The 19,869-nt window shown below is 63.1% G+C and carries 11 protein-coding genes; 5 read left to right on the forward strand and 6 right to left on the reverse strand.

Features of this window, described 5'->3' with window-relative positions; genetic code table 11:
* Positions 1-9 precede the first annotated feature (9 nt).
* The 3 genes from AC3WOG_RS20325 (at position 10) to AC3WOG_RS20335 (ending at position 4,516) form a co-directional block, all read left to right on the forward strand.
* Positions 10-1,140 (forward strand): alginate lyase family protein, encoded by a 1,131-nt coding sequence (locus AC3WOG_RS20325; protein ID WP_492579589.1) that lies wholly within the window; start codon positions 10-12, stop codon positions 1,138-1,140.
* Between the two features lie 27 nt (positions 1,141-1,167).
* Positions 1,168-2,556 (forward strand): L-serine ammonia-lyase, encoded by a 1,389-nt coding sequence (locus AC3WOG_RS20330; RefSeq protein WP_492579590.1) that lies wholly within the window; start codon positions 1,168-1,170, stop codon positions 2,554-2,556.
* Positions 2,557-2,806: 250 nt separating this feature from the next.
* A complete protein-coding gene (locus AC3WOG_RS20335; RefSeq protein WP_492579591.1) occupies positions 2,807-4,516 on the forward strand; it encodes a thiamine pyrophosphate-binding protein in 1,710 nt (569 codons plus the stop codon).
* A 140-nt stretch (positions 4,517-4,656) separates the two neighbouring features.
* Here AC3WOG_RS20335 and AC3WOG_RS20340 read toward each other — a convergent pair whose 3' ends face one another.
* Positions 4,657-5,805: a branched-chain amino acid ABC transporter substrate-binding protein gene (locus tag AC3WOG_RS20340; RefSeq protein ID WP_341313870.1), complete on the reverse strand. Its 1,149-nt coding sequence runs from the start codon at positions 5,803-5,805 to the stop codon at positions 4,657-4,659.
* Between the two features lie 87 nt (positions 5,806-5,892).
* Complete coding sequence (gene putA / locus AC3WOG_RS20345) at positions 5,893-9,822, reverse strand: trifunctional transcriptional regulator/proline dehydrogenase/L-glutamate gamma-semialdehyde dehydrogenase (protein WP_492579592.1); 3,930 nt, start codon at positions 9,820-9,822, stop codon at positions 5,893-5,895.
* A gap of 312 nt (positions 9,823-10,134) precedes the next feature.
* Between putA and AC3WOG_RS20350 the strand changes: the two genes are divergently transcribed.
* Positions 10,135-10,305, forward strand: coding sequence for a hypothetical protein (locus AC3WOG_RS20350; protein WP_492579593.1), 171 nt, complete (start codon positions 10,135-10,137; stop codon positions 10,303-10,305).
* A 358-nt stretch (positions 10,306-10,663) separates the two neighbouring features.
* On the opposite strand, the gene AC3WOG_RS20355 is transcribed toward AC3WOG_RS20350, so the two are convergent.
* The 3 genes from AC3WOG_RS20355 to hemE form a co-directional block, all read right to left on the reverse strand.
* Entirely contained in the window at positions 10,664-12,085 is a 1,422-nt protein-coding gene (locus AC3WOG_RS20355) for a YeiH family protein (RefSeq protein ID WP_492579594.1), read from the reverse strand.
* Positions 12,086-12,256: 171 nt separating this feature from the next.
* Positions 12,257-14,503, reverse strand: coding sequence for a primosomal protein N' (locus AC3WOG_RS20360; protein WP_492579595.1), 2,247 nt, complete (start codon positions 14,501-14,503; stop codon positions 12,257-12,259).
* Between the two features lie 464 nt (positions 14,504-14,967).
* On the reverse strand, positions 14,968-16,068 hold the full coding sequence (gene hemE / locus AC3WOG_RS20365; protein ID WP_492579596.1) for a uroporphyrinogen decarboxylase: 1,101 nt from the start codon (positions 16,066-16,068) through the stop codon (positions 14,968-14,970).
* Between the two features lie 217 nt (positions 16,069-16,285).
* Between hemE and AC3WOG_RS20370 the strand changes: the two genes are divergently transcribed.
* The gene (locus tag AC3WOG_RS20370) at positions 16,286-17,083 is read left to right on the forward strand and encodes a transporter substrate-binding domain-containing protein (RefSeq protein ID WP_492579597.1); all 798 of its coding nucleotides are present in this window, start codon (positions 16,286-16,288) and stop codon (positions 17,081-17,083) included.
* An 844-nt stretch (positions 17,084-17,927) separates the two neighbouring features.
* Here AC3WOG_RS20370 and AC3WOG_RS20375 read toward each other — a convergent pair.
* Positions 17,928-19,658 (reverse strand): AMP-binding protein, encoded by a 1,731-nt coding sequence (locus AC3WOG_RS20375; RefSeq protein ID WP_492579598.1) that lies wholly within the window; start codon positions 19,656-19,658, stop codon positions 17,928-17,930.
* Positions 19,659-19,869: the final 211 nt, after the last annotated feature.

A 19,869-nucleotide genomic window follows, 5' to 3' on the forward strand; every position in this document is an offset into this window, starting at 1 on the left:
GAGTTTCGCATGGCGCGAAAGGTGCGATTGATGCAAAGCCGGACCGCAATAAGGCGAGCCCAGACGTGGCAGCAGGCCTGCGCGCTATTGCTGGCTGGCGCAGCCGTGCTGGTGCCGCTGCGGCAGGCACGGGCCGCGATGAATTTTTGTGCGGCGCCCGCGCTGCAAACCAGCGAGCGGACCAACGCCGATCCCGGCGTCAAAGCACTAGTGAGCAATGTGCAGGCGCATCTGAACGACCCGCCGCGAGCGCTTGCAAAACTGCATACCGAAGGCACGCTGCCGCACGAGGGCATCTACGATCAGAGCGTCGAGGCGGAGAAGGATCTGGATCTGCTGCGCGACGCCGCGCTTGCATGGCGCGCGACCAGCGACGACCGTTATCTGAAGCTGGTCGACCGTTTGCTGTTTGCGTGGGTCACGACTTACCAGCCGAGCTTCAATCCCATCGACGAAACCCATTTCGAAGGCCTGATCCTCGCCTACGACATGACCGCGAGCGCGCTGCCGGTGAAAACCCGCAACGCATCGATGGCGTTTCTGACGAAGTTCGCGAACGGCTACATCACGCAGATCGACGCGCAGCCGCGCCCGCTCAAGGGCACATATCGCAACAACTGGCAGAGTCACCGGATCAAGCTGATCGCAATGGCCGCGTTCACGCTCGATAACCGCAAGATGATCAACGCGGCTCAGCGTCTGTTTGACGAGCATATCGGCGACAACATCGCGCCGGACGGTTCGACGTTCGACTTCGGCGAACGCGACGCGCTGCATTACGTCACCTACGACCTGCAACCGCTTGTGACCGCCGCGCTCGCCGCGCGCCGCCACAACCGCAACTGGTTGCCGGAAAAGGGCACGAACGGTGCGTCGCTCGAGGGCGCGCTCAATTGGCTCACGCCGTATGCGGACGGCAGCAAGACGCATGAAGAATTCGTGCATTCGAACGTCCCGTTCGATGCCAAACGTCGCGAGGCCGGCTTGTCTGGCTATTCGGGCCAGTGGGATCCGAAGAACGCGACGGAACTGTTTCACCTGGCGGCGCGTCTCGATGGACGCTATACGCCGATCGCGTTGCAGCTCGCACCGACGCCACCCGCGTGGCTTGCCGTGTGTTTACCGCTGCCGGCGCGCTAAACTAACTTTTATCAGCAGGGAGCAGTAATGGCAGTCAGCGTCTTCGACCTCTTCAAAATCGGTATTGGTCCGTCCAGTTCGCATACGGTCGGGCCGATGCGCGCGGCGCTGATGTTCGTTCAAGGGCTCGAACGCGACGGGCTGCTCGGCGCGACGGCATCGGTGAAAGTGGACCTGTATGGTTCGCTCGGCGCGACGGGCAAGGGCCACGGTACGGATCGCGGCGTGATGCTCGGGCTGATGGGCGATGCACCCGACACTGTCGACCCCGACACGATCGTGCAGCGGCTCGAAGCGGTGCGGGTGTCGCGCAAGCTCGCGCTGCTCGGCACGCACGACGTACCGTTCGTGCAGAAAGATCACATTTCGTTTTATCGGCAGGCGCTGCCCGAGCATCCGAACGGCCTGAAGCTGCGCGCGTTCGATACGCAAGGCGAGACGTTGCGCGAGTCGACCTATTTGTCGGTTGGCGGCGGCTTTGTGGTGACCGCAGGGGCGCCGAACACGAAAGTGCTGAGCGCCGTCGATCAACTGCCGCATTCGTTCCGCAGCGGCAACGAGTTGCTCGCGCTATGTCAATCGACCGGCAAGAGCATCGCGCAGCTGATGTGGGAAAACGAGCGCGTCTGGCACACGGAAGAAGAAACGCGCGCGGGTTTGCTGAAAATCTGGGACGTGATGCAGTCGTGCGTGGCGCGCGGTTGCGGCATCAACAATCCCGATGCCGACGGCAATCTGCCCGGCCCGTTCCAGGTGAAGCGCCGTGCGCCGCAGTTGTATCGCGCGCTGTCGGGCAATCCTGAACTGGCGCTGCGCGATCCGCTGTCGATGGTCGACTGGATCAACCTGTACGCGATCGCCGTCAACGAAGAAAACGCCGCGGGCGGGCGCGTAGTCACCGCGCCGACCAATGGCGCGGCCGGCATCATTCCAGCGGTGCTGCATTACTACACGCGTTTCATGCCGGGCTCGAACGAGCAAGGCGTGATCGACTTCCTGTTGACGGCGGCAGCGATCGGCATTCTGTACAAGCTGAACGCGTCGATTTCGGGCGCGGAAGTGGGTTGCCAGGGTGAAGTGGGCGTCGCCTGTTCGATGGCGGCGGGCGCGCTCGCAGCGGTGATGGGCGGCACGCCGGCGCAGGTCGAGAATGCCGCCGAGATCGGCATGGAGCACAACCTTGGGCTGACGTGCGATCCGGTCGGCGGGATGGTGCAGATTCCGTGTATCGAGCGCAACGCGATGGGCTCGGTAAAAGCTGTCAATGCCGCGCGAATGGCGCTTCGCGGTGACGGCACACATTACGTGTCGCTGGACTCTGTGATCAAGACGATGATGCAGACCGGCGCGGATATGAAGACGAAGTACAAGGAAACGTCGCGCGGCGGGTTGGCGGTGAATATTGTGGAATGTTGATGTTGAGAGCGCTTGGGTTGCGCAGCGGTTTGCGCTGCCAATGACGCGGGCTTCGGCCCGCGTTTTCGTTTGTGCTCAGTCGACGGACGCTTCGCGGATGCGGTTGCGGATGCGGTTGCGCTGCGCCGTGACATCGGACGCGCTGTCGGCGTACGCTGTCGAAGCGCCCATCGGCTTTTATCCACGCTCGATGCGGCAACGACCCGACTGCACCGATCGCACCCATCGTCACACTGGAGGCTTCATCGCAATGCCGCTCGCTTCTGATTCTCCCACCACCCAAACCACCGGCGCGCGTCTCGTAGTCGATGCCTTGCTGACGCACGGCGTCGAACGTGTTTTTTGCGTGCCCGGCGAAAGCTTTCTCGCCGTGCTCGATTCGCTGCACGACGAAACCGGCCGCATCCAGACCATCGTCTGCCGGCACGAAGCAGCGGCGGCAAACATGGCCGAAGCAATCGGCAAATTGACCGGCCGCCCAGGCGTCGCGATCGTCACGCGCGGCCCGGGCGCAACCCATGCATCGATCGGCGTGCACACCGCGTTTCAGGACTCCACGCCGATGATTCTGCTGATCGGCCAATGCGCACGCGAGCATCTCGACCGCGAGGCCTTCCAGGAAATCGACTACCGGCGCATGTTCGGTCAGATGGCGAAGTGGGTCGCGCAAATCGACGATCCCAAGCGCATTCCCGAATATCTGAGTCATGCGTTTCACACGGCGACGTCGGGGCGTCCGGGGCCGGTCGTGCTGTCGTTGCCGGAAGATGTCCTGAGCGATGCATGCGATAGGGTTGCCGGTGCGCCGGCGTATAAACGAGTGGCGGCATCGCCGTCGGCGGCGCAGATCGAACAGCTGCGCCAAATGCTCGAAAGCGCGCAACGGCCGATGGTGATCGCAGGCGGCAGCGGTTGGACGTCCGCAGCATGCGCGGACCTTCAACGCTTCGTCGAGACCTGGCAACTGCCGATCGGCCTCGCGTTCCGCTTCCAGGACACGCTCGACAATGAACATCCGAACTACGCCGGCGACGTCGGCCTCGGCATCAATCCGGCGCTTGCTCAACGCATCCGCGATGCAGACCTGCTACTCACACTCGGCCCTCGCCTGGGCGAAGCAACGACGAACGGCTACACGCTCCTCGACATTCCGAAAACCAGACAAACACTGGTGCACGTGCATCAAGGCGCGGAGGAACTCGGGCGCGTCTACGCGGCGGATCTGCCGATCGTCTCCGGAATGCCCGAGCTGGCAGCGCTGCTTGCAGCTTTAAAGCCGTCCTCCGGCAAGCTCGCATGGGATGGAGCGACAGAGGAAGCCCATCGCGCGTATCTCGACTGGCGCAAACCGCGTCAGATCCCAGGCGACGTGCAGATGGGCGAAGTGATCCAGCAATTACGCGCGCATCTGCCGGAGGACGCGATCCTGACAAACGGCGCGGGCAATTACGCGACGTGGCTGCATCGGCATTTCTCGTATCGGCACTTCCGCTCGCAACTTGCGCCGACCAGTGGCGCGATGGGCTACGGCGTGCCGGCGGCGATTGCGGCGAAGTCGCTGTATCCGCAACGCGTGGTGGTCGCATTGGCTGGCGACGGCTGTTTCATGATGTCCGCGCAAGAACTCGCGACCGCGATGCAGTACGACTTGCACGTAATTTTCATCGTGGTGAACAACAGCCACTTCGGCACGATCCGGATGCATCAGGAACGGCACTATCCGAATCGCGTTCATGGCACGGGACTCACAAATCCAGATTTCGCGGCGTTCGCGCGCTCGTTCGGCGCGCATGGCGAAACAGTGGAGCGGACCGAGGATTTTCTGCCTGCACTTCAGCGTTCGATGGAGGCCAGGCGTGCGGCGGTGATCGAGATTCGTATGCCGCAGGAAGCGAGCACGCCGGGCGCAACGTTGGAGCAGATTCGAGAACAGGGAAGGAAGCTGAGAGGGGAGTCGTGAAGGCGGCGATAGCGCGATTCGCACACAACAGCTAAGCATCAAGAAAAAGCCCTGCGGTGAAACACGCCGCAGGGCTTTTTTGTGCGTCGAGCACCACGCCAATACCGCACGTAACACCCGCACGCTCAAGCGAAAACCGCTTACTTCCCACCCACGCTTTGCAGCGTCGTCCACTTGCCGTCGACAACCTTGTACAGCGTGATGCCGCCGTTCTTCAGGTCGCCCTTGCCGTCGTACGCGAGGTTCGCCGACGTCACGGCCGGCATCGAGGTCTTCGCGAGCAGCGGCAGGTACTTGGCCGGATCGGTCGAGTTAGCTTTCTTCATTGCGTCGAACATGGCCATTGCGCCGTCGTAGGCGTACGGCGAGTACGTTTGCACGTCTTCGTTGAAACGCTTCTTGTACTTCGCGACGTAGTCCTTGCCGCCCGGCATTTCTTCCAGCGGCAGGCCGGCGAGCGACGCCACCGTGCCGTTCGCTGCGTCACCCGCGATCTGGATGAACGTCGGCGTGTGGACCATTTCGCCGCCCATCAGCGGCGCCTTGATGCCCAGTGCCTTCATCTGCTTGACCATCGGTGCCGCTTGCGAATCCGCGCCGCCGTAATAGATCAGGTCCGGGTTGACCGACTTCAGCTTGGTCAGGATCGACTTGAAGTCGACAGCCTTGTCGTTCGTGTATTCACGATCGACGATGGTTGCGCCCGACGCCTTCGCTGCCTTCTCGAACTGATCAGCCAGACCCTGGCCATAAGCCGTGCGGTCGTCGACGATCGCGATCTTCTTCACGCCCAGGCTCTTCACCGCGAACGTGCCGGCGACCGAACCTTGCTGCGTGTCGGACGTCATCATGCGGAACGTGGTCTTGAAGCCTTGCTGCGTGTATTCCGGCGCCGTCGCCATCGCGATTTCGGGGATGCCCGCGTTCGCGTAGATGCGCGAAGCCGGAATCGTGGTGCCCGAATTGAAGTGGCCGAGCATGCCCTTGATGCCGTCATCCACCAGCTTTTGTGCAACGGTCGTGCCGGTGCGCGGGTCAGCCTGGTCGTCGGCCGAATCCAGCACGAAGCGAACCTGCTTGCCGCCGATCACCGGCTTGGTCGCGTTCATGTCTTCGACAGCCAGCGTGATGCCGTTCTGGAAGTCTTTGCCGTAGTGCGCCTGCGCGCCCGTCATCGGACCGGCAAAGCCGATCTTCACGTCTTCCGTCGATTGAGCGTTGGCCGTCCCCGCCAGCGACATCGCTGCAACCAGCGCCGCGCCTGCCAGCTGTTTCATCTTGTGTTGCATAGCTTCTCCTTGGTACCAGGTGTGGATGGAGCGGTTTCGGGGTCGCCGTACCGCTTCCGTTTTATTGAGAGGATCGATGAGGTTCGCTCAACCGATCGTCATCAAATTTGCATTACCGCCAGCTGCCGCCGTATTCACACTGACCGAGCGTTCCGTCAACAGACGCTCGAGCGCGTAATCCTCATCGCCGCTTTCCAGCGCGCGAGCCGCGACGCCTTGCACCGAGACGATCGGCCCCGGACGCTGCGCGACTTCCTTCACCAGCGCCAGCAATTCGTCGCTATCGCCTTCGAACAACACCGCATCGAAAGGCGTATCGGCGCTCTTCCTCACGCTTGCATGAGACTTCAACGCGGCGGGCAACATCGACACCAGTTGCTCGCCGGCCGCGCCATCGAACAGTGCGCGGTTGCCGGTGGCGAGCACCGCCGCCAGTTGCACCCGGGCGCCGCTTGCCGTCGACGCCACGCACAGCACCGTGCCGCGCGCGCCCAACGTGTAGGTGTTGCGCTCGCCGGTGGGACCCGACAATACCGCCGTCGCACCCGCCAGCACATGCGACAGATAGCCATCACAGCGCGCGGCCAGCACCGGCTGGCGTTCGGCGATCAGCCAGTCGCGCAGCGTCGTCAGCGCCGCGGACGGATTGTCGCTGTTTTCCGCAGCTTGCGGTGCATCCACCATCAATGCGTCTGCCAACGACTTCGGCAAACCGGCCGGACGCGTCGCCAGCAGGCGTTGCAGATACAGCGCGCCGCCCGCCTTCGGACCCGTGCCCGACAAACCTTCACCGCCGAACGGCTGAACCCCCACCACCGCGCCGATCACGTTGCGGTTCACGTAGATGTTGCCGACATGCGCGCGGCTGATCACGTGCGCGATCGTTTCGTCGATTCGCGTGTGAATGCCGAGCGTCAGGCCGTAGCCGGTCGTGCGGATCTGCTCGAGCAGCTTGTCCAGTTGGCTGCGGCGGTAACGCACCACATGCAGCACCGGGCCGAACACTTCGCGCTTCAGTTCGTCGATGCTGTCGAGTTCGATCAGCGTCGGCGGCACGAAGGTGCCTTGCGCGCAGCCTTCCGGCGTCGGCAGTTGCTCGACCTTGCGGCCTTTCTCGCGCATCGCCGCGATATGCGCGTCGATACCGCGCTTCGCGTCGAGGTCGATCACCGGGCCGACGTCGATCGACAGGCGATCCGGATTGCCGACTGCCAGTTCGCGCATCGCGCCGGTCAGCATTTCCAGCGTACGGTCCGCAACATCGTCCTGTAGACAAAGAACGCGCAGCGCGGAACACCGTTGACCGGCGGAATCGAACGACGATTGCAGCACGTCCGCCACCACCTGTTCAGCCAGCGCCGACGAGTCGACGATCATCGCGTTCTGACCACCGGTTTCGGCGATCAGCGGAATCGGCTTGCCGTCCGGATCGAGACGGCCGGACAACGTCCTGTTGATCAGACGCGCGACTTCGGTCGATCCGGTGAACATCACCGCGCGGGTGCGCGGGTCGGCCACCAGCGCCGCGCCGACGGTTTCGCCGTCGCCAGGCAGCAGTTGCACCGCGCCTGCCGGCACGCCGGCTTCGCGCAGGATACGCACGGCTTGTGCAGCGATCAGCGGCGTTTGTTCGGCCGGCTTCGCGAGCACGGTGTTGCCCGCAGCCAATGCCGCGGCCACCTGGCCCATGAAAATTGCCAGCGGGAAATTCCACGGGCTGATACACACGACCGGACCGAGCGGCCGGTGCGTGTCGTTGGAAAACTCGTCGCGAATCTGCGTCGAGTAGTAACGCAGGAAGTCGATCGCTTCGCGGATTTCCGCCACCGCGTTCGCCAGCGATTTGCCGGCTTCACGCACCACCAGCCCCATCAGCGTATGCATCTGCGCTTCGAGCAGATCGGCGGCACGAGCGAGGCAATCGGCGCGCGCATCGACCGGCGTGGCTTGCCAGATCGGCGCGGCGGCAACCGCATGGGCGAGCGCGGCGCTCACGTGGTCCGGGGTCGCTTCGACCACCGTGCCAACCAGATCGCGATGATCGGCCGGATTGCGCACATCGCGGGCGGTGCCGACGGCGATCTCGTTGTCTTCGAGCATCGGCGCCGCGCGCCACGGATGATGCGCGCTCGCCAGCAACGCCGACGACAGCGACGCCAGACGATGTTCGTTCGACAGATCGAGGCCCATCGAATTGAGGCGCTCCGCGCCATACAGATTGCGCGGCAGCGGAATTTTCGCGTGCGGCGCGCCGAGCGGGACGATCTTCGACGCTTCGTCGACCGGGTCGGCGATCAGGTCCTTGATCGCGACGCTTTCATCGGCGATGCGGTTCACGAACGACGTGTTCGCACCGTTTTCCAGCAGACGGCGCACGAGATACGCGAGCAGCGTTTCATGCGTGCCGACCGGCGCGTACACGCGGCACGGACGGTTCAGCTTGTCGCGGCCGGTGACTTCCTCATACAGCGGCTCGCCCATGCCGTGCAGGCACTGGAACTCGTACTGGCCGGGATAGTAGTTGTTACCGGCAAGGTGATAGATCGCCGACAGCGTGTGCGCGTTATGCGTCGCGAACTGCGGATAGACCGCGTCGGGCGCGCCGAGCAGCTTCTTCGCGCACGCCAGATACGACACGTCCGTATAGATCTTGCGCGTATAGACCGGATAGCCTTCGAGGCCGTCCACTTGCGCGCGCTTGATCTCGGTGTCCCAGTACGCGCCCTTCACGAGGCGCACCATGATGCGATGACGGCTGCGGCGCGCCAGATCGATCAGGTATTCGATCACGAACGGGCAACGCTTCTGATACGCCTGCACCACAAAGCCGATGCCGTTCCAGCCGGCCAGTTCAGGATCGAAGCACAGTGCTTCGAGCAGATCGAGCGAGATTTCGAGGCGGTCGGCTTCTTCGGCGTCGATGTTCAGGCCGATGTCATAGCGGCGCGCGAGGATCGCCAAAGCGCGAACACGCGGCAGCAGCTCGCTCATCGTGCGTTCCTGCTGCGAGCGCGAATAGCGTGCGTGCAACGCCGACAGCTTGATCGAGATGCCCGGACCTTCGTAGATGCCACGGCCGCCGGCTGCTTTGCCGATCGCGTGGATCGCCTGTTCGTACGACGCGTAGTAGCGTTGCGCATCGGCTTCGGTGGTCGCCGCTTCGCCGAGCATGTCGTACGAATAGCGGAAGCCGCGTGCTTCGTACTTGCGGCTATTGGCCAGGGCTTCGGAGATGTTCTCGCCGGTGACGAACTGCTCGCCCATCAGGCGCATCGCCATATCGACGCCCTTCCTGATCAGCGGCTCGCCGCCCTTGCCGATCAGGCGCGTGAGCGCCGACGACAGGCCGGCTTCGCTGTTGGTCGTCACCAGCTTGCCGGTGATCATCAAGCCCCACGTCGCAGCGTTGACGAACAGCGACGGCGCCTGGCCGACATGCGATTTCCAGTCGCCCTTGCTGATCTTGTCGCGGATCAGCGCGTCGCGGGTGGCGCGGTCGGGAATCCGCAGCAGCGCTTCGGCGAGGCACATCAGCGCGACGCCTTCCTGGCTCGACAGCGAGAATTCGTGGATCAGCCCTTCTACGCCGCCACCCTTGCTCTTGGTGCGCAGCGTTTCGACCAGCTTGCCGGCCATCGCCTCGACATCGCCCGCGAGGTTCGCCGGCAAACGCGCCTGGCCGAGCAGGAACGGCAGGCATTCCGGCTCAGGCCGGCGGTACGCGGCGGTAATCGCCGCGCGCAACACCGATTGCGGTTGCACGTTCTGCGCGAATTCGAGGAATGGGTGCGACGCACCGTCTTCCTCGCTTTCGACCGCGGCGCCATCGGCCAGATCGGCCGAGCCGGTCGCGCCCGACAGTTCAGGCGGCAATTGCCCGTGCTCGATCTTTTCGAGGTACGCGAAGATCGCCTGCTTGATCAGCCAGTGCGGAGTGCGTTCGAGGCGAGTGGCGGCATCTTTCAGCCGGGAACGCAGGAGGTCGTCGACCTTGACGCCAAGGGTGGTGCTAGCCATGTTTCCTTCTTCGGATACCAGTCAACGTAAGCTGGCGAAAGACTAAAAGTTCGCCGAATCGTACGCCTCCCAATAAAAAGGTGCAACCATGCACGACGCATGGTTGCACCTAGATGAAAGCCTTGTGCAGCCGAGGTTTCCGTGGGATCGTGCCGGGCCGGGCGACACCGGTTGCGATCAGTACTTTCCCTGGCGTGATTCTTTTTGCATCTACCCTCATCGAATCGCGCGGCGCGCCGTTATACAGATTGGATGGTCGCGGCCGCAGGGCACGCAAATAAAAACGGTACGGGGTTTTAGAGGACAAGCGAAATGGAAAAGTGGTTGGTGGTATTGGGCATCTGGGCAATGTGTGCGACTTGCGCGGTGCTGTTCATCCGCGGTGCGACGGGTGGCTCGGGCAAACGCGCGTCCGAGGAAGGACGCACGCGACAGGCATCGCGCGCGTCGGCTGGCGATACGCGGACGGCTTTGCGGGATTGAGTGACTGAGTCCGGCGGCCTGGGATTGAAGAAGTAGAGGCGCCGGTTTCCGATCGGCGTGCGCCGCCCGGTTTAGCCAGGCGGCGATGGGAGCGCGCGCGTCAGTGCCGCGGGATCGGCTCGAACTGCGGGCTCGAACTGCGCGCACGCGTCGTCGGGGGAAACGAGCTGGTCGTGCAGACGGCATAGCCGGCTGCCCGCCACGCTCGCACCAAACCCGGAACCTAACACGGCGAGGCCCGGAATGCTCTGCTCCAGTGAATGCCGATCGTCGGCGCGGTACCGGCAGCTTGCGCAGCACGGCCCGCACGCTTCATCGCGTGCGTCCGCGGTGCCGGCAACGCGCCCGGCCACGCTTATCATGAGCCCTGCCCCAAGCTATTCCAGTACGGTGCGAACACGTGCGCGGACAGCACGTAACCGATGGCGATATTGACCGCCACGCCCGCCGTGAAGGCGAGGAACGGCTTCAGGCCGGTGGCCGTCAGCGAGCGCAAGCGCGTGGTCAGTCCAATGCTCAGGAAACAGAACGTGAACGCCCACGTGCGCAGCGCGGTAATCGGCGCGACGAATTCCGGCGTGACGACCTTGCGGTAATCGGCCAGCGAATAGTGGCTGGCGATCCACGTCACCAGCGCCGACGCGATCACGAAGCCGATCACGAATTTCGGAAAGCGCGCCCAGATCTCACCGGCGTTGGCTTTGGCCTGGACGCCGCTGTCCTGCGACTCCCAGCGCGTCGTCGCGACGATCGCCAGCACGAACGCCCAGATGCCGATCCAGATATCGCGGCCGACCACCTTCATCAGCGTGAACGCCTGCAACGACGCTTCCGGTGCGCCGGCAATCGCGCCGCCGGCGTGTTTTGCGAAATCGCCGTAGGCTTGCGCGGCGGCAATGCCGGCGGCGTCGGCGAATTCGGAGGTGCCGATCCACGCGCCCGCGACCGCCGTCGATAGTCCCAGCGAGCGCGACGCGAACGGCAGCACGAAAATCATCACGATCGCCCACAGCACCACCAAAGTGATCGCTACCGACGCCTGCTCACGTTTGGCCCGCACCGCACCGGCAATCGCGATCGCCGCCGACACGCCGCACACCGCGCCGCCCACGCCCAGCACGGCGGCAAAGCGGCGGTCGAGGCCGAACGCCTTGCCGGCGAAGAAAATAACGAAAAAGGTGACGAGCGACACGATGGTTGCCTGCCCGACCGCGACCGGGCCCGCCCACACCAGCAGCGTGAACGGCAAAGTCGCGCCGAGCAGCACGATACCGACCTTGATATAAAACTCGACACGCAAACCCGCCGAAAACCACTCGGGCAGCGTGAACACGTTCGAGATCAGCAGGCCGAGCGCCAGCGCCACCAACGGCGGTTCGAGGTTGTACTTCGAGGCGTTGACCCACGCGCCGAGCGTGAAGATCAGCGTCGACACAATAAACAGAATCAGGAACGCGCCAAGAAAAGATCCGACCCGCTGCTTCAGCGCGGCGAGGCTCACGCCGAACAGCAGCGAGAACACGATAAACAGCGCGACGTAGTTCGGCAGATGCTTGCCGAAGTCCTGTGCGGCCTGGCCGACGCTCGACCATTTGGCCGGCGCAACCGCCAGCCATTTGATGCTGCTGCCCGACGCGAACAGCACCCAGGCAACGACGATGACTAATAGGCCGACCCACACGGCCAACCAGTCTTCAGTGGAAAAGAGACCGCCGCCGCGCGTGCTTTGCTGCCTGCCAGGCGCGGCGCCGGTCGGAAGGGTGTGGTTGGTATCGCTCATCGCAATGCCCCCGGGAAAAGTTGAGGTGCATCGACGCGCGGATTTTGGAATTGTTGTGAAACTTGCGCCGATCCGGCGAAATATAGGCGAGCGAAGTCGCAAAACGAAACGACCATTCGCTCTATGAATATGACTTAAAGGAGTAACGCCGAAGTCAGGCGCGTGTTGGCGCTAGATGTCGAGCGGGTCGACTTCGAGGTTCCAGCGCAGCACGCCCTTGAGGCCGCGCAGCATCGGTTGCCAGGCACGCAAGGTCGCCTGCAGCGCCGCACGCGACGCGCTTTCGATCAGCAACTGCGCGCGATGCACGTGCATCACCTTGACGATGGTGAGCGGCACGGCGTCGTAGACGGTCACGCGTTCAGCCGCCGGAATCTCCGTCAACGCCGCAGCCGCCTGCTGCAGGAAAGCGAGCGCCGCTTCGAGCGTGCGCCCTTCGGCGCGCAGTAGCGCCTGATAGACGAACGGCGGCAAGTGCGCGTCGCGACGCTCGGCCAGCGTCGAATTGGCAAAGCCGACGTAGTCGTGCCGGGCCAGCGCGTGATAGAGCGCGTGGCGCGGATAGCGGGTCTGCACCAGCACTTCACCCGGCAAACCGGCGCGGCCGGCACGGCCGCTTACTTGCATCAGTTGCGCGAACAGGCGCTCGCTCGCGCGAAAGTCGTGCGAAAACAAAGCGGTATCGGCGTTGAGCACGCCGACCAGCGACACCCGTTGAAAGTCGTGGCCCTTTGCGATCATCTGCGTGCCGACAAGAATGTCGACCTCGCCCGCGTGCACATCGGAGAACAGTGCCTGCGCGCTGCCCTTGCGGCGCGTGCTGTCGGCGTCGATACGCAGCACGCGGGCGCCAGGCACCGCGCTCGCCAGCGTTTCTTCGACGCGTTGCGTGCCGCGCCCCATCGGTGCGATGTCGACGTTGCCGCAATCCGGGCACGAGCGCGGAATGCGCGATTCCCAGCCGCAGTGGTGGCAGCGCAGCGCGCGCTCGGGTTTGTGCAGGACGACGTAGGCGCTGCAACGCGGGCAACCGGCAACCCAGCCGCAGGCGTCGCAGGCAAGTTGCGGTGCGTAGCCGCGGCGGTTGAGAAACACCAGGCTTTGCTCGCCGCGCTCCAGCCGGTTTTTCAGTGCGGCGATCAACGGTCCCGACAACCCTTCCACCGATGCCCGCCCACGCCGCCGCTCTTCTTCGAGATCGATCAGTTTGACGGTCGGCAGCACGGCTTCAGCGACGGCGCGGCGCGACAACGTGAGACGCGTATAGCGCCCCTGATCGGCCTGCCACCAGCTTTCCAGCGACGGCGTAGCCGAGCCGAGCACCACCGGCAAGCCAAGTTGCTTGGCGCGGTAGATCGCCAGGTCGCGCGCCGAATAGCGCAGGCCTTCCTGTTGCTTGTAGGCCGGATCGTGTTCCTCGTCGACGACGATGATGGCGAGCTTCGGCAGCGATGTCAGCACCGCCAGCCGCGTGCCGAGCACGATGCGGGCGCGCCCGGCGTGCGCGGCAAACCAGTTGCGGGCGCGTTCACCTTCTGCGAGACCGCTGTGCAGCGTGACGATCGATGCGCCTTCCAGCGCGGCAAAGCGCGCCCGGAAGGCCGCTTCGAACTGCGGCGTCAAATTGATTTCAGGAACGAGGACAAGCGCCTGCGCGTCGGGCTTCGCTGCGAGGATTTCGGCGAGCGCGCGCAGATAGACCTCGGTCTTGCCGCTGCCGGTCACGCCGTGCAGCAGAAACGGCGCAAAGCCGTTCGCGTCGCGGATCGCTTCGACGGCGGCTGCTTGCTCGCCGGTGAGCGTGGGCAGTGTAGACGCCGGCGCATCCGGCGACTCTGGCGCGGCAAGCGCCGCGGCAGCTTCGATAACGTCCAGCGCGACCCAGCCTTCGGCCTGCCAGGCGTCGAGGGTCGCGATTGCTTTGGGGTGGATCGCACGGGCATCGGCTGCCAGCAGGAAGTCGGTCCCGGCGAGCGCCTGCGCAAGCTTTCTCAGGACGCTGGCTCGGACGGGCAACGCATCCGGCAACGCGTGGCGGCCCTCGGACCTGAGCCGGTAACGTTCTTCCGGGGCGAACAGACGCGTCCAGCGCGATGCGTCGCGCAAGGCTTGCGGCAACGCGGGCAGGGCCACTTCCCCGAGGCCGCGCTGATAGTAGTCGGCCGCGAAGGCTGCCAGCGCCAGCCATTCCGCCGACACCGGCGGGCACGCAGTGCAAACACGGTCGACCGCGCGCAGGCGCTCGGCGGGAACGTCACTGTGAGCGGTCACTTCGCAAACAAGGCCCACTACGTGACGCTTGCCGAACGGCACGCTCACCAGCATGCCCGGCGCGACGCGCTCGGGCGTGTCGCAACGGTAGTCGAACAAGGTCGGCAGCGGATGATCCAGCGCGACGCGGACGAACACGGCACTCACGCGGCGGTCTGGGCTTGCTGAATTGATGCGGCACGATGCCGCGCCGCAGTGCGCATTGGGCAGAGGGCTAACTCGTCGAAGTTAAAGTAAAACTTCAATTTCGGCGCTAAGTTTTGGATTCGGCTGAACAATTGCAATCGGTCCGCGTGCCTGTGGATAACTTTGTTGAGAACTTCGCTCTGAAGGGCCAAGAACCGCGCCGCAGCTACCTTCTGTGGGATTCCGCACATTTTGTCGTGAGGTCGTGAAACCCTTGCCAGATAAGGCTTGGATCAAATGCGCCTGCAAAGTGCAAGGGCCAGGGCACGATGAAAGCTTCTACCGCGCCGCAACGCGATGAATGTGCATAAGTCAAGTCTTGACAACAGCAAGATCGCCATCTGGCGGCCCGCAGCCTGCTGTTTTGCCCTTAGACCGAGAGCCCAGCTCGCTGCGTTGCAGCAGAATTGGTAACGGTTACGGCGTCACGTTGGTGCATGAGCACCGCTGCGAATTGCGCGGCTATGGCGGTGAACTTCATCGACCAGTTCGGCGACGTGCTCCGGCGGCGTAAATTGCGAGATGCCATGGCCGAGATTGAAAACGTGGCCCGGATGGTTGCCGAAGCTATCGAGCACGGCGCGCGCTTCCATGCGAATCGAAGCCGGCGGCGCGAACAACACCGACGGATCGATATTGCCTTGTAGCGCCACCTTGCCGCCCACACGCTCGCGCGCCTTGCTCAGATTCACCGTCCAGTCGAGCCCGACGGCATCGACACCGGTATCGGCGATCTCGTCGAGCCACAGGCCGCCGCCCTTCGTAAAGGTGATCACCGGCACTTTCTCGCCGTCGTGATCGCGCTTCAACTGGCTCACAACCTGCTGAATGTAATGCAGCGAGAAGCGTTGATAGACACCGTCTGCCAGCGCCCCACCCCACGTGTCGAAAATCATCACGGCTTGCGCACCGGCTTCGATCTGCGCGTTCAGATACGCCGCAACCGACTTCGCATTGACATCGAGAATGCGGTGCATCAGGTCCGGGCGCGCGTAGAGCATCGACTTGACGGTGCGGAAGTCTGCCGAGCCGCCGCCTTCGACCATGTAGCACGCCAAGGTCCACGGGCTACCCGAAAAACCGATCAGCGGCACGCGCTGACGGCCTTGGGCGTCGGTAAGCGCGGTGCGGATTTCGCGCACCGCGTCGGTGACGTAGCGCAGCGTGGCGTCGATGTCGGGCACCGCGAGACGTGCCACATCGTCTTCCGTGCGCACCGGGCGGGCGAATTGCGGGCCTTCGCCGGTGACGAACTCAAGGCCGAGGCCCATCGCGTCGGGCACCGTCAGGATGTCCGAGAACAGGATCGCGGCGTCGAGCGGATAACGCTCGAGCGGCTGCAGCGTAACTTCCGTTGCGTAGGCGGGGTTCTTCGCCAGACCGAGGAAACTCCCCGCGCGACCGCGCGTAGCGTTGTATTCCGGCAGGTAGCGGCCCGCCTGTCGCATCAGCCAGATCGGCGTGTAGTCGGTCGGCTGGCGCAGCAGCGCGCGCAGGAAAGTGTCGTTCAGGAGTTTATGGGCCACGTTGCGTGCGACTGGAGGCAAAGGGTTATTTTACCGGACCCGGCTCGCTGCATCGCGCTTGATGTGGGCAATAACTGCATCGCACATTGTGTTTGGCTGGCTTTGGCGCCTCGTCTGCGACGCCATGACTCGGCTGAACGGCCAATGTTCAACCGCAATTGGCCGGGCTATCATCCGACGGCCTGATCAAACAATTACGCGCAATCAAGGAGACTCGATGAACAAGGCAGCACTCGCACTGCTCGGCGTTTTGGCCGGCGTTTTGATGCAAAGCGGCGCGGCCCACGCGCAGACCGGCGCAACCGCCGCGGCGCCTTCGCGGCTCGACGAAATTCTCGCGCGCGGCACGCTGCGCGCCTGCACGACCGGCGATTACAAGCCGTACTCGTTCCACAAAACCGACGGCCAGTTCGAAGGCATCGATATCGAGATGACCGAATCGCTCGCTAGGTCGCTCGGCGTGAAGGCGGAATTCGTCAAGACGTCGTGGCCGAACTTGATGAACGACTTCGTTGCGAAATGCGACGTCGGTGTGGGCGGCGTTTCGCCGACACTCGAGCGGCAAAAGCGCGCGTTCTTCACGCAGGCATACATGATCGACGGCAAGACGCCGATCGTGCGATGCGATGACGTCGACAAATATCAAACGGTTGCGCAGATCGATCAGCCAGCCACGCGCGTGATCGTCAATCCGGGTGGCACGAACGAGCGCTTCGCGAAGCAGTATTTTCCGCACGCGAACGTCACCGTCTATCCGGACAACGTGACAATCTTCAAGCAGATCCTCGCCGGCAAGGCCGATGTGATGGTGACGGACGCGTCGGAGACGTTGTTGCAGCAAAAGCTGAATCCGGGTCTTTGCTCCGTACATCCGGACAAGCCATTCCAGTACGGTGAGAAGGCTTGGTTGCTGCCGCGTGGCGATGTCGCGTTCCAGCAGTATGTGGACCAGTGGCTGCACCTGGCGCGGGCGACCGGCGAGTACCAGACAATCTCGGATAAATGGCTGAAGTAAGGCTTGTCGCTTGCAGGCTGCCTGTACTCCTCCCGGCTCGACGAGCTGGGTGGATATAGCCCTTTTAAATAATTCCACTGCGCCAGCACAATCGTGTAACTGGACCGCCGGATGTAAGCAAAAGCAGAACAATGCAGTCGAACGGTCGACGCAACCGGGGCAACCGGTTTTTCGCGCTGTCCGCACTTCATGCGTACCGCATTGCAGCGCGGTCACTCACACCAGGAAGATGAGGTGCATGGGTCCAGCAAGGGCCTGTAACACAGGCAATCGTTCGCGAAAAAGATGATCATGCAACCATTCCATGCGGAATCGACTGAACGGATGGTCCCGCGATATGCGTCGCGAATAGCATCAATCAGGCGTATTAAATTGCGAGTCAGTCATCGGTAAAACTTACGTTTAAAACGTTTCCGATTGGCAATAAATCCCGCAACGCCTTATCTGGCGGGCGTTACAACCTGAAACACTTTGTTACCGCGCTCGTAGGTTAATTCGCCCACAATGCCCTCAACGGTTTCAACACGGATGTGGCTGGGTGCGTGGTGTGAGCGGATACGATGCACTTGCCGGTCGGCGTACGCCGAAGCCCTGTGAAGGGGCATCCCTGCTGGGGCCGTAGTCGGCGCTGGGGCGTCGTCTCAGTCGGTTCCTCCTTTGGTCTCCTCGCGCTAACCCCGTAGCGTGTGGTTTTTAGCGGGCTCCAGGCCCGCTTTTTTTTCGTCTTGTCAAACGTTTGCGCGTTTTTTTCAGGGCCATTTTGGGCTCGGGCGGCAAATGGTTTTCCCCCAAATGTCGGCCGGCGCGGCGCAAGAATCTGCACCGCGCCGAACCCGCATGCGCGTTACGCCGTTTTGTCTTCCTTCATCTTCAACTCACCGATCATCCGTTCGCGCATGATGAACTTCTGCACTTTGCCGGTCACCGTCATCGGCAGTTCGTCGACGAAGCGAATGTACTTCGGCACCTTGTAGTGGGCGATCTGGCCCTGGCAGAATTGCTGGATCTCCTCGGCCGTTGCCTGCTCGCCTGCGCGCAGGACGATCCATGCACACACCTCCTCGCCGTACTTCGGATCGGGCACGCCGAACACTTGCACGCTCTGGATCTTCGGGTGGCGGAACAGAAACTCCTCAATCTCGCGCGGATAGATGTTCTCACCGCCGCGAATCAGCATGTCCTTCAGACGGCCAACGATGTTGCAGTAGCCTTCGGCATCGAGCGTCGCCAGATCGCCGGTGTGCATCCAGCCGTCGACGACGCTTTCCCGCGTCTTCGCCTCGTCGCCCCAGTAGCCTTGCATCACCGAATAGCCTCGGGTGCACAACTCGCCCGTCTCGCCCACCGGCACGATTCGACCAAGTGGATCGACGATTTTCACTTCCAGATGAGGCTGGATGCGGCCGACCGTCGTGGTGCGCTTGTCGAGTGGATCGGTGGTCGAACTCTGAAACGACACCGGGCTGGTCTCCGTCATGCCGTACGCGATTGTGATTTCGTTCAGATGCATCGCCGAGACGACTTTCTTCATCGTCTCGATTGGGCACGGTGAGCCGGCCATGATGCCCGTGCGCAGATGCGAAAAGTCGTAGGTGGCGAAATTGGGGTGATCGAGCTCGGCGATAAACATGGTCGGCACGCCGTGTAGTGCGGTGCATTGTTCTTCTGCGACGGCAGCCAACGTGGCGGCAGGGTCGAAACCCTCGCCCGGAAACACCATATTCGCGCCGACCGATACGCACGCCAGCACTGACAGCACCATGCCGAAGCAGTGATAGAGCGGCACGGGGATGCACAGGGCGTCCTGCTCGGACAGGCGCATCGCCATCGCGATATAGCGTGCATTGTTGACGACGTTGCTGTGCGTCAGCGTCGCGCCCTTCGGATTGCCGGTTGTGCCGCTGGTGAACTGGATGTTGATCGGATCGTGGCACGACAGCGTCGCGCCGATGGCGTCGAGCCTCGCGACGTCGAGCGTCGCGCGGCCTTGCTCGATTACGTCGGAGAAGGTCAACATGCCGGCCGTTTCCGTGTCGCACATGCGGATCACGTAGCGCAGATCAGGCAGGCGTGCGGCGCGCAATTCGCCCAGCGCCTGGGTGGCCAGTTCCGGCGCGAGTTCCCGCAGCATGTCGAGGTACATCGACGTTTTAAACCGCTCTGCGGCGATGATCGCCTTGCAGCCGACTTTGTTCAACGCGTATTCGAGTTCCGCGAGCCGGTAAGCCGGATTAATGTTGACCAGCACGGCGCCAATGCGCGCAGTGGCGAACTGCGTGAGCAGCCACTCCACCCGGTTCGGCGACCAGATCCCCACGCGATCGCCTTTTTCAATGCCGAGCGCGAGCAACCCGGCCGCCAGCACGTCGACCTCTTCCGCGAATTCCTTCCACGTCCAGCGAATGCGCTGCTCGCGAAACACCACAGCCGGACGGTCAGGAAAACGCTGCGCGGTGTCGCGCAGAAACTGGCCGACCGTTGCTTCGCTCAAGGGGATGTCGGTCGAACCACGGACGTACGAAAGACCGTCCTTCGGCTCGATGAGTGCTCTTTCGCCTGACACTTGCGTTGCCATGGTGTTGTCTCCGTGAGCGGAAGCTCGCTCTATTGGGTGCCCCCGAACCTGTCGCTTCGCGCCAGGCCCCCCGAGGGGGTCAATCCCCCAAGGGGACTTCCTGCAGGGCGGAAAACTTGGGGCGGCCTGGCGTTTTCTTGAGAAATCAATTTGAAACCGATTGTGCCACCGGCGTATGTCCGTGAGGCATCAAGTCTTACCCGCAGCGCAT

This window comes from Paraburkholderia sp. FW306-02-B (assembly GCF_058782725.1).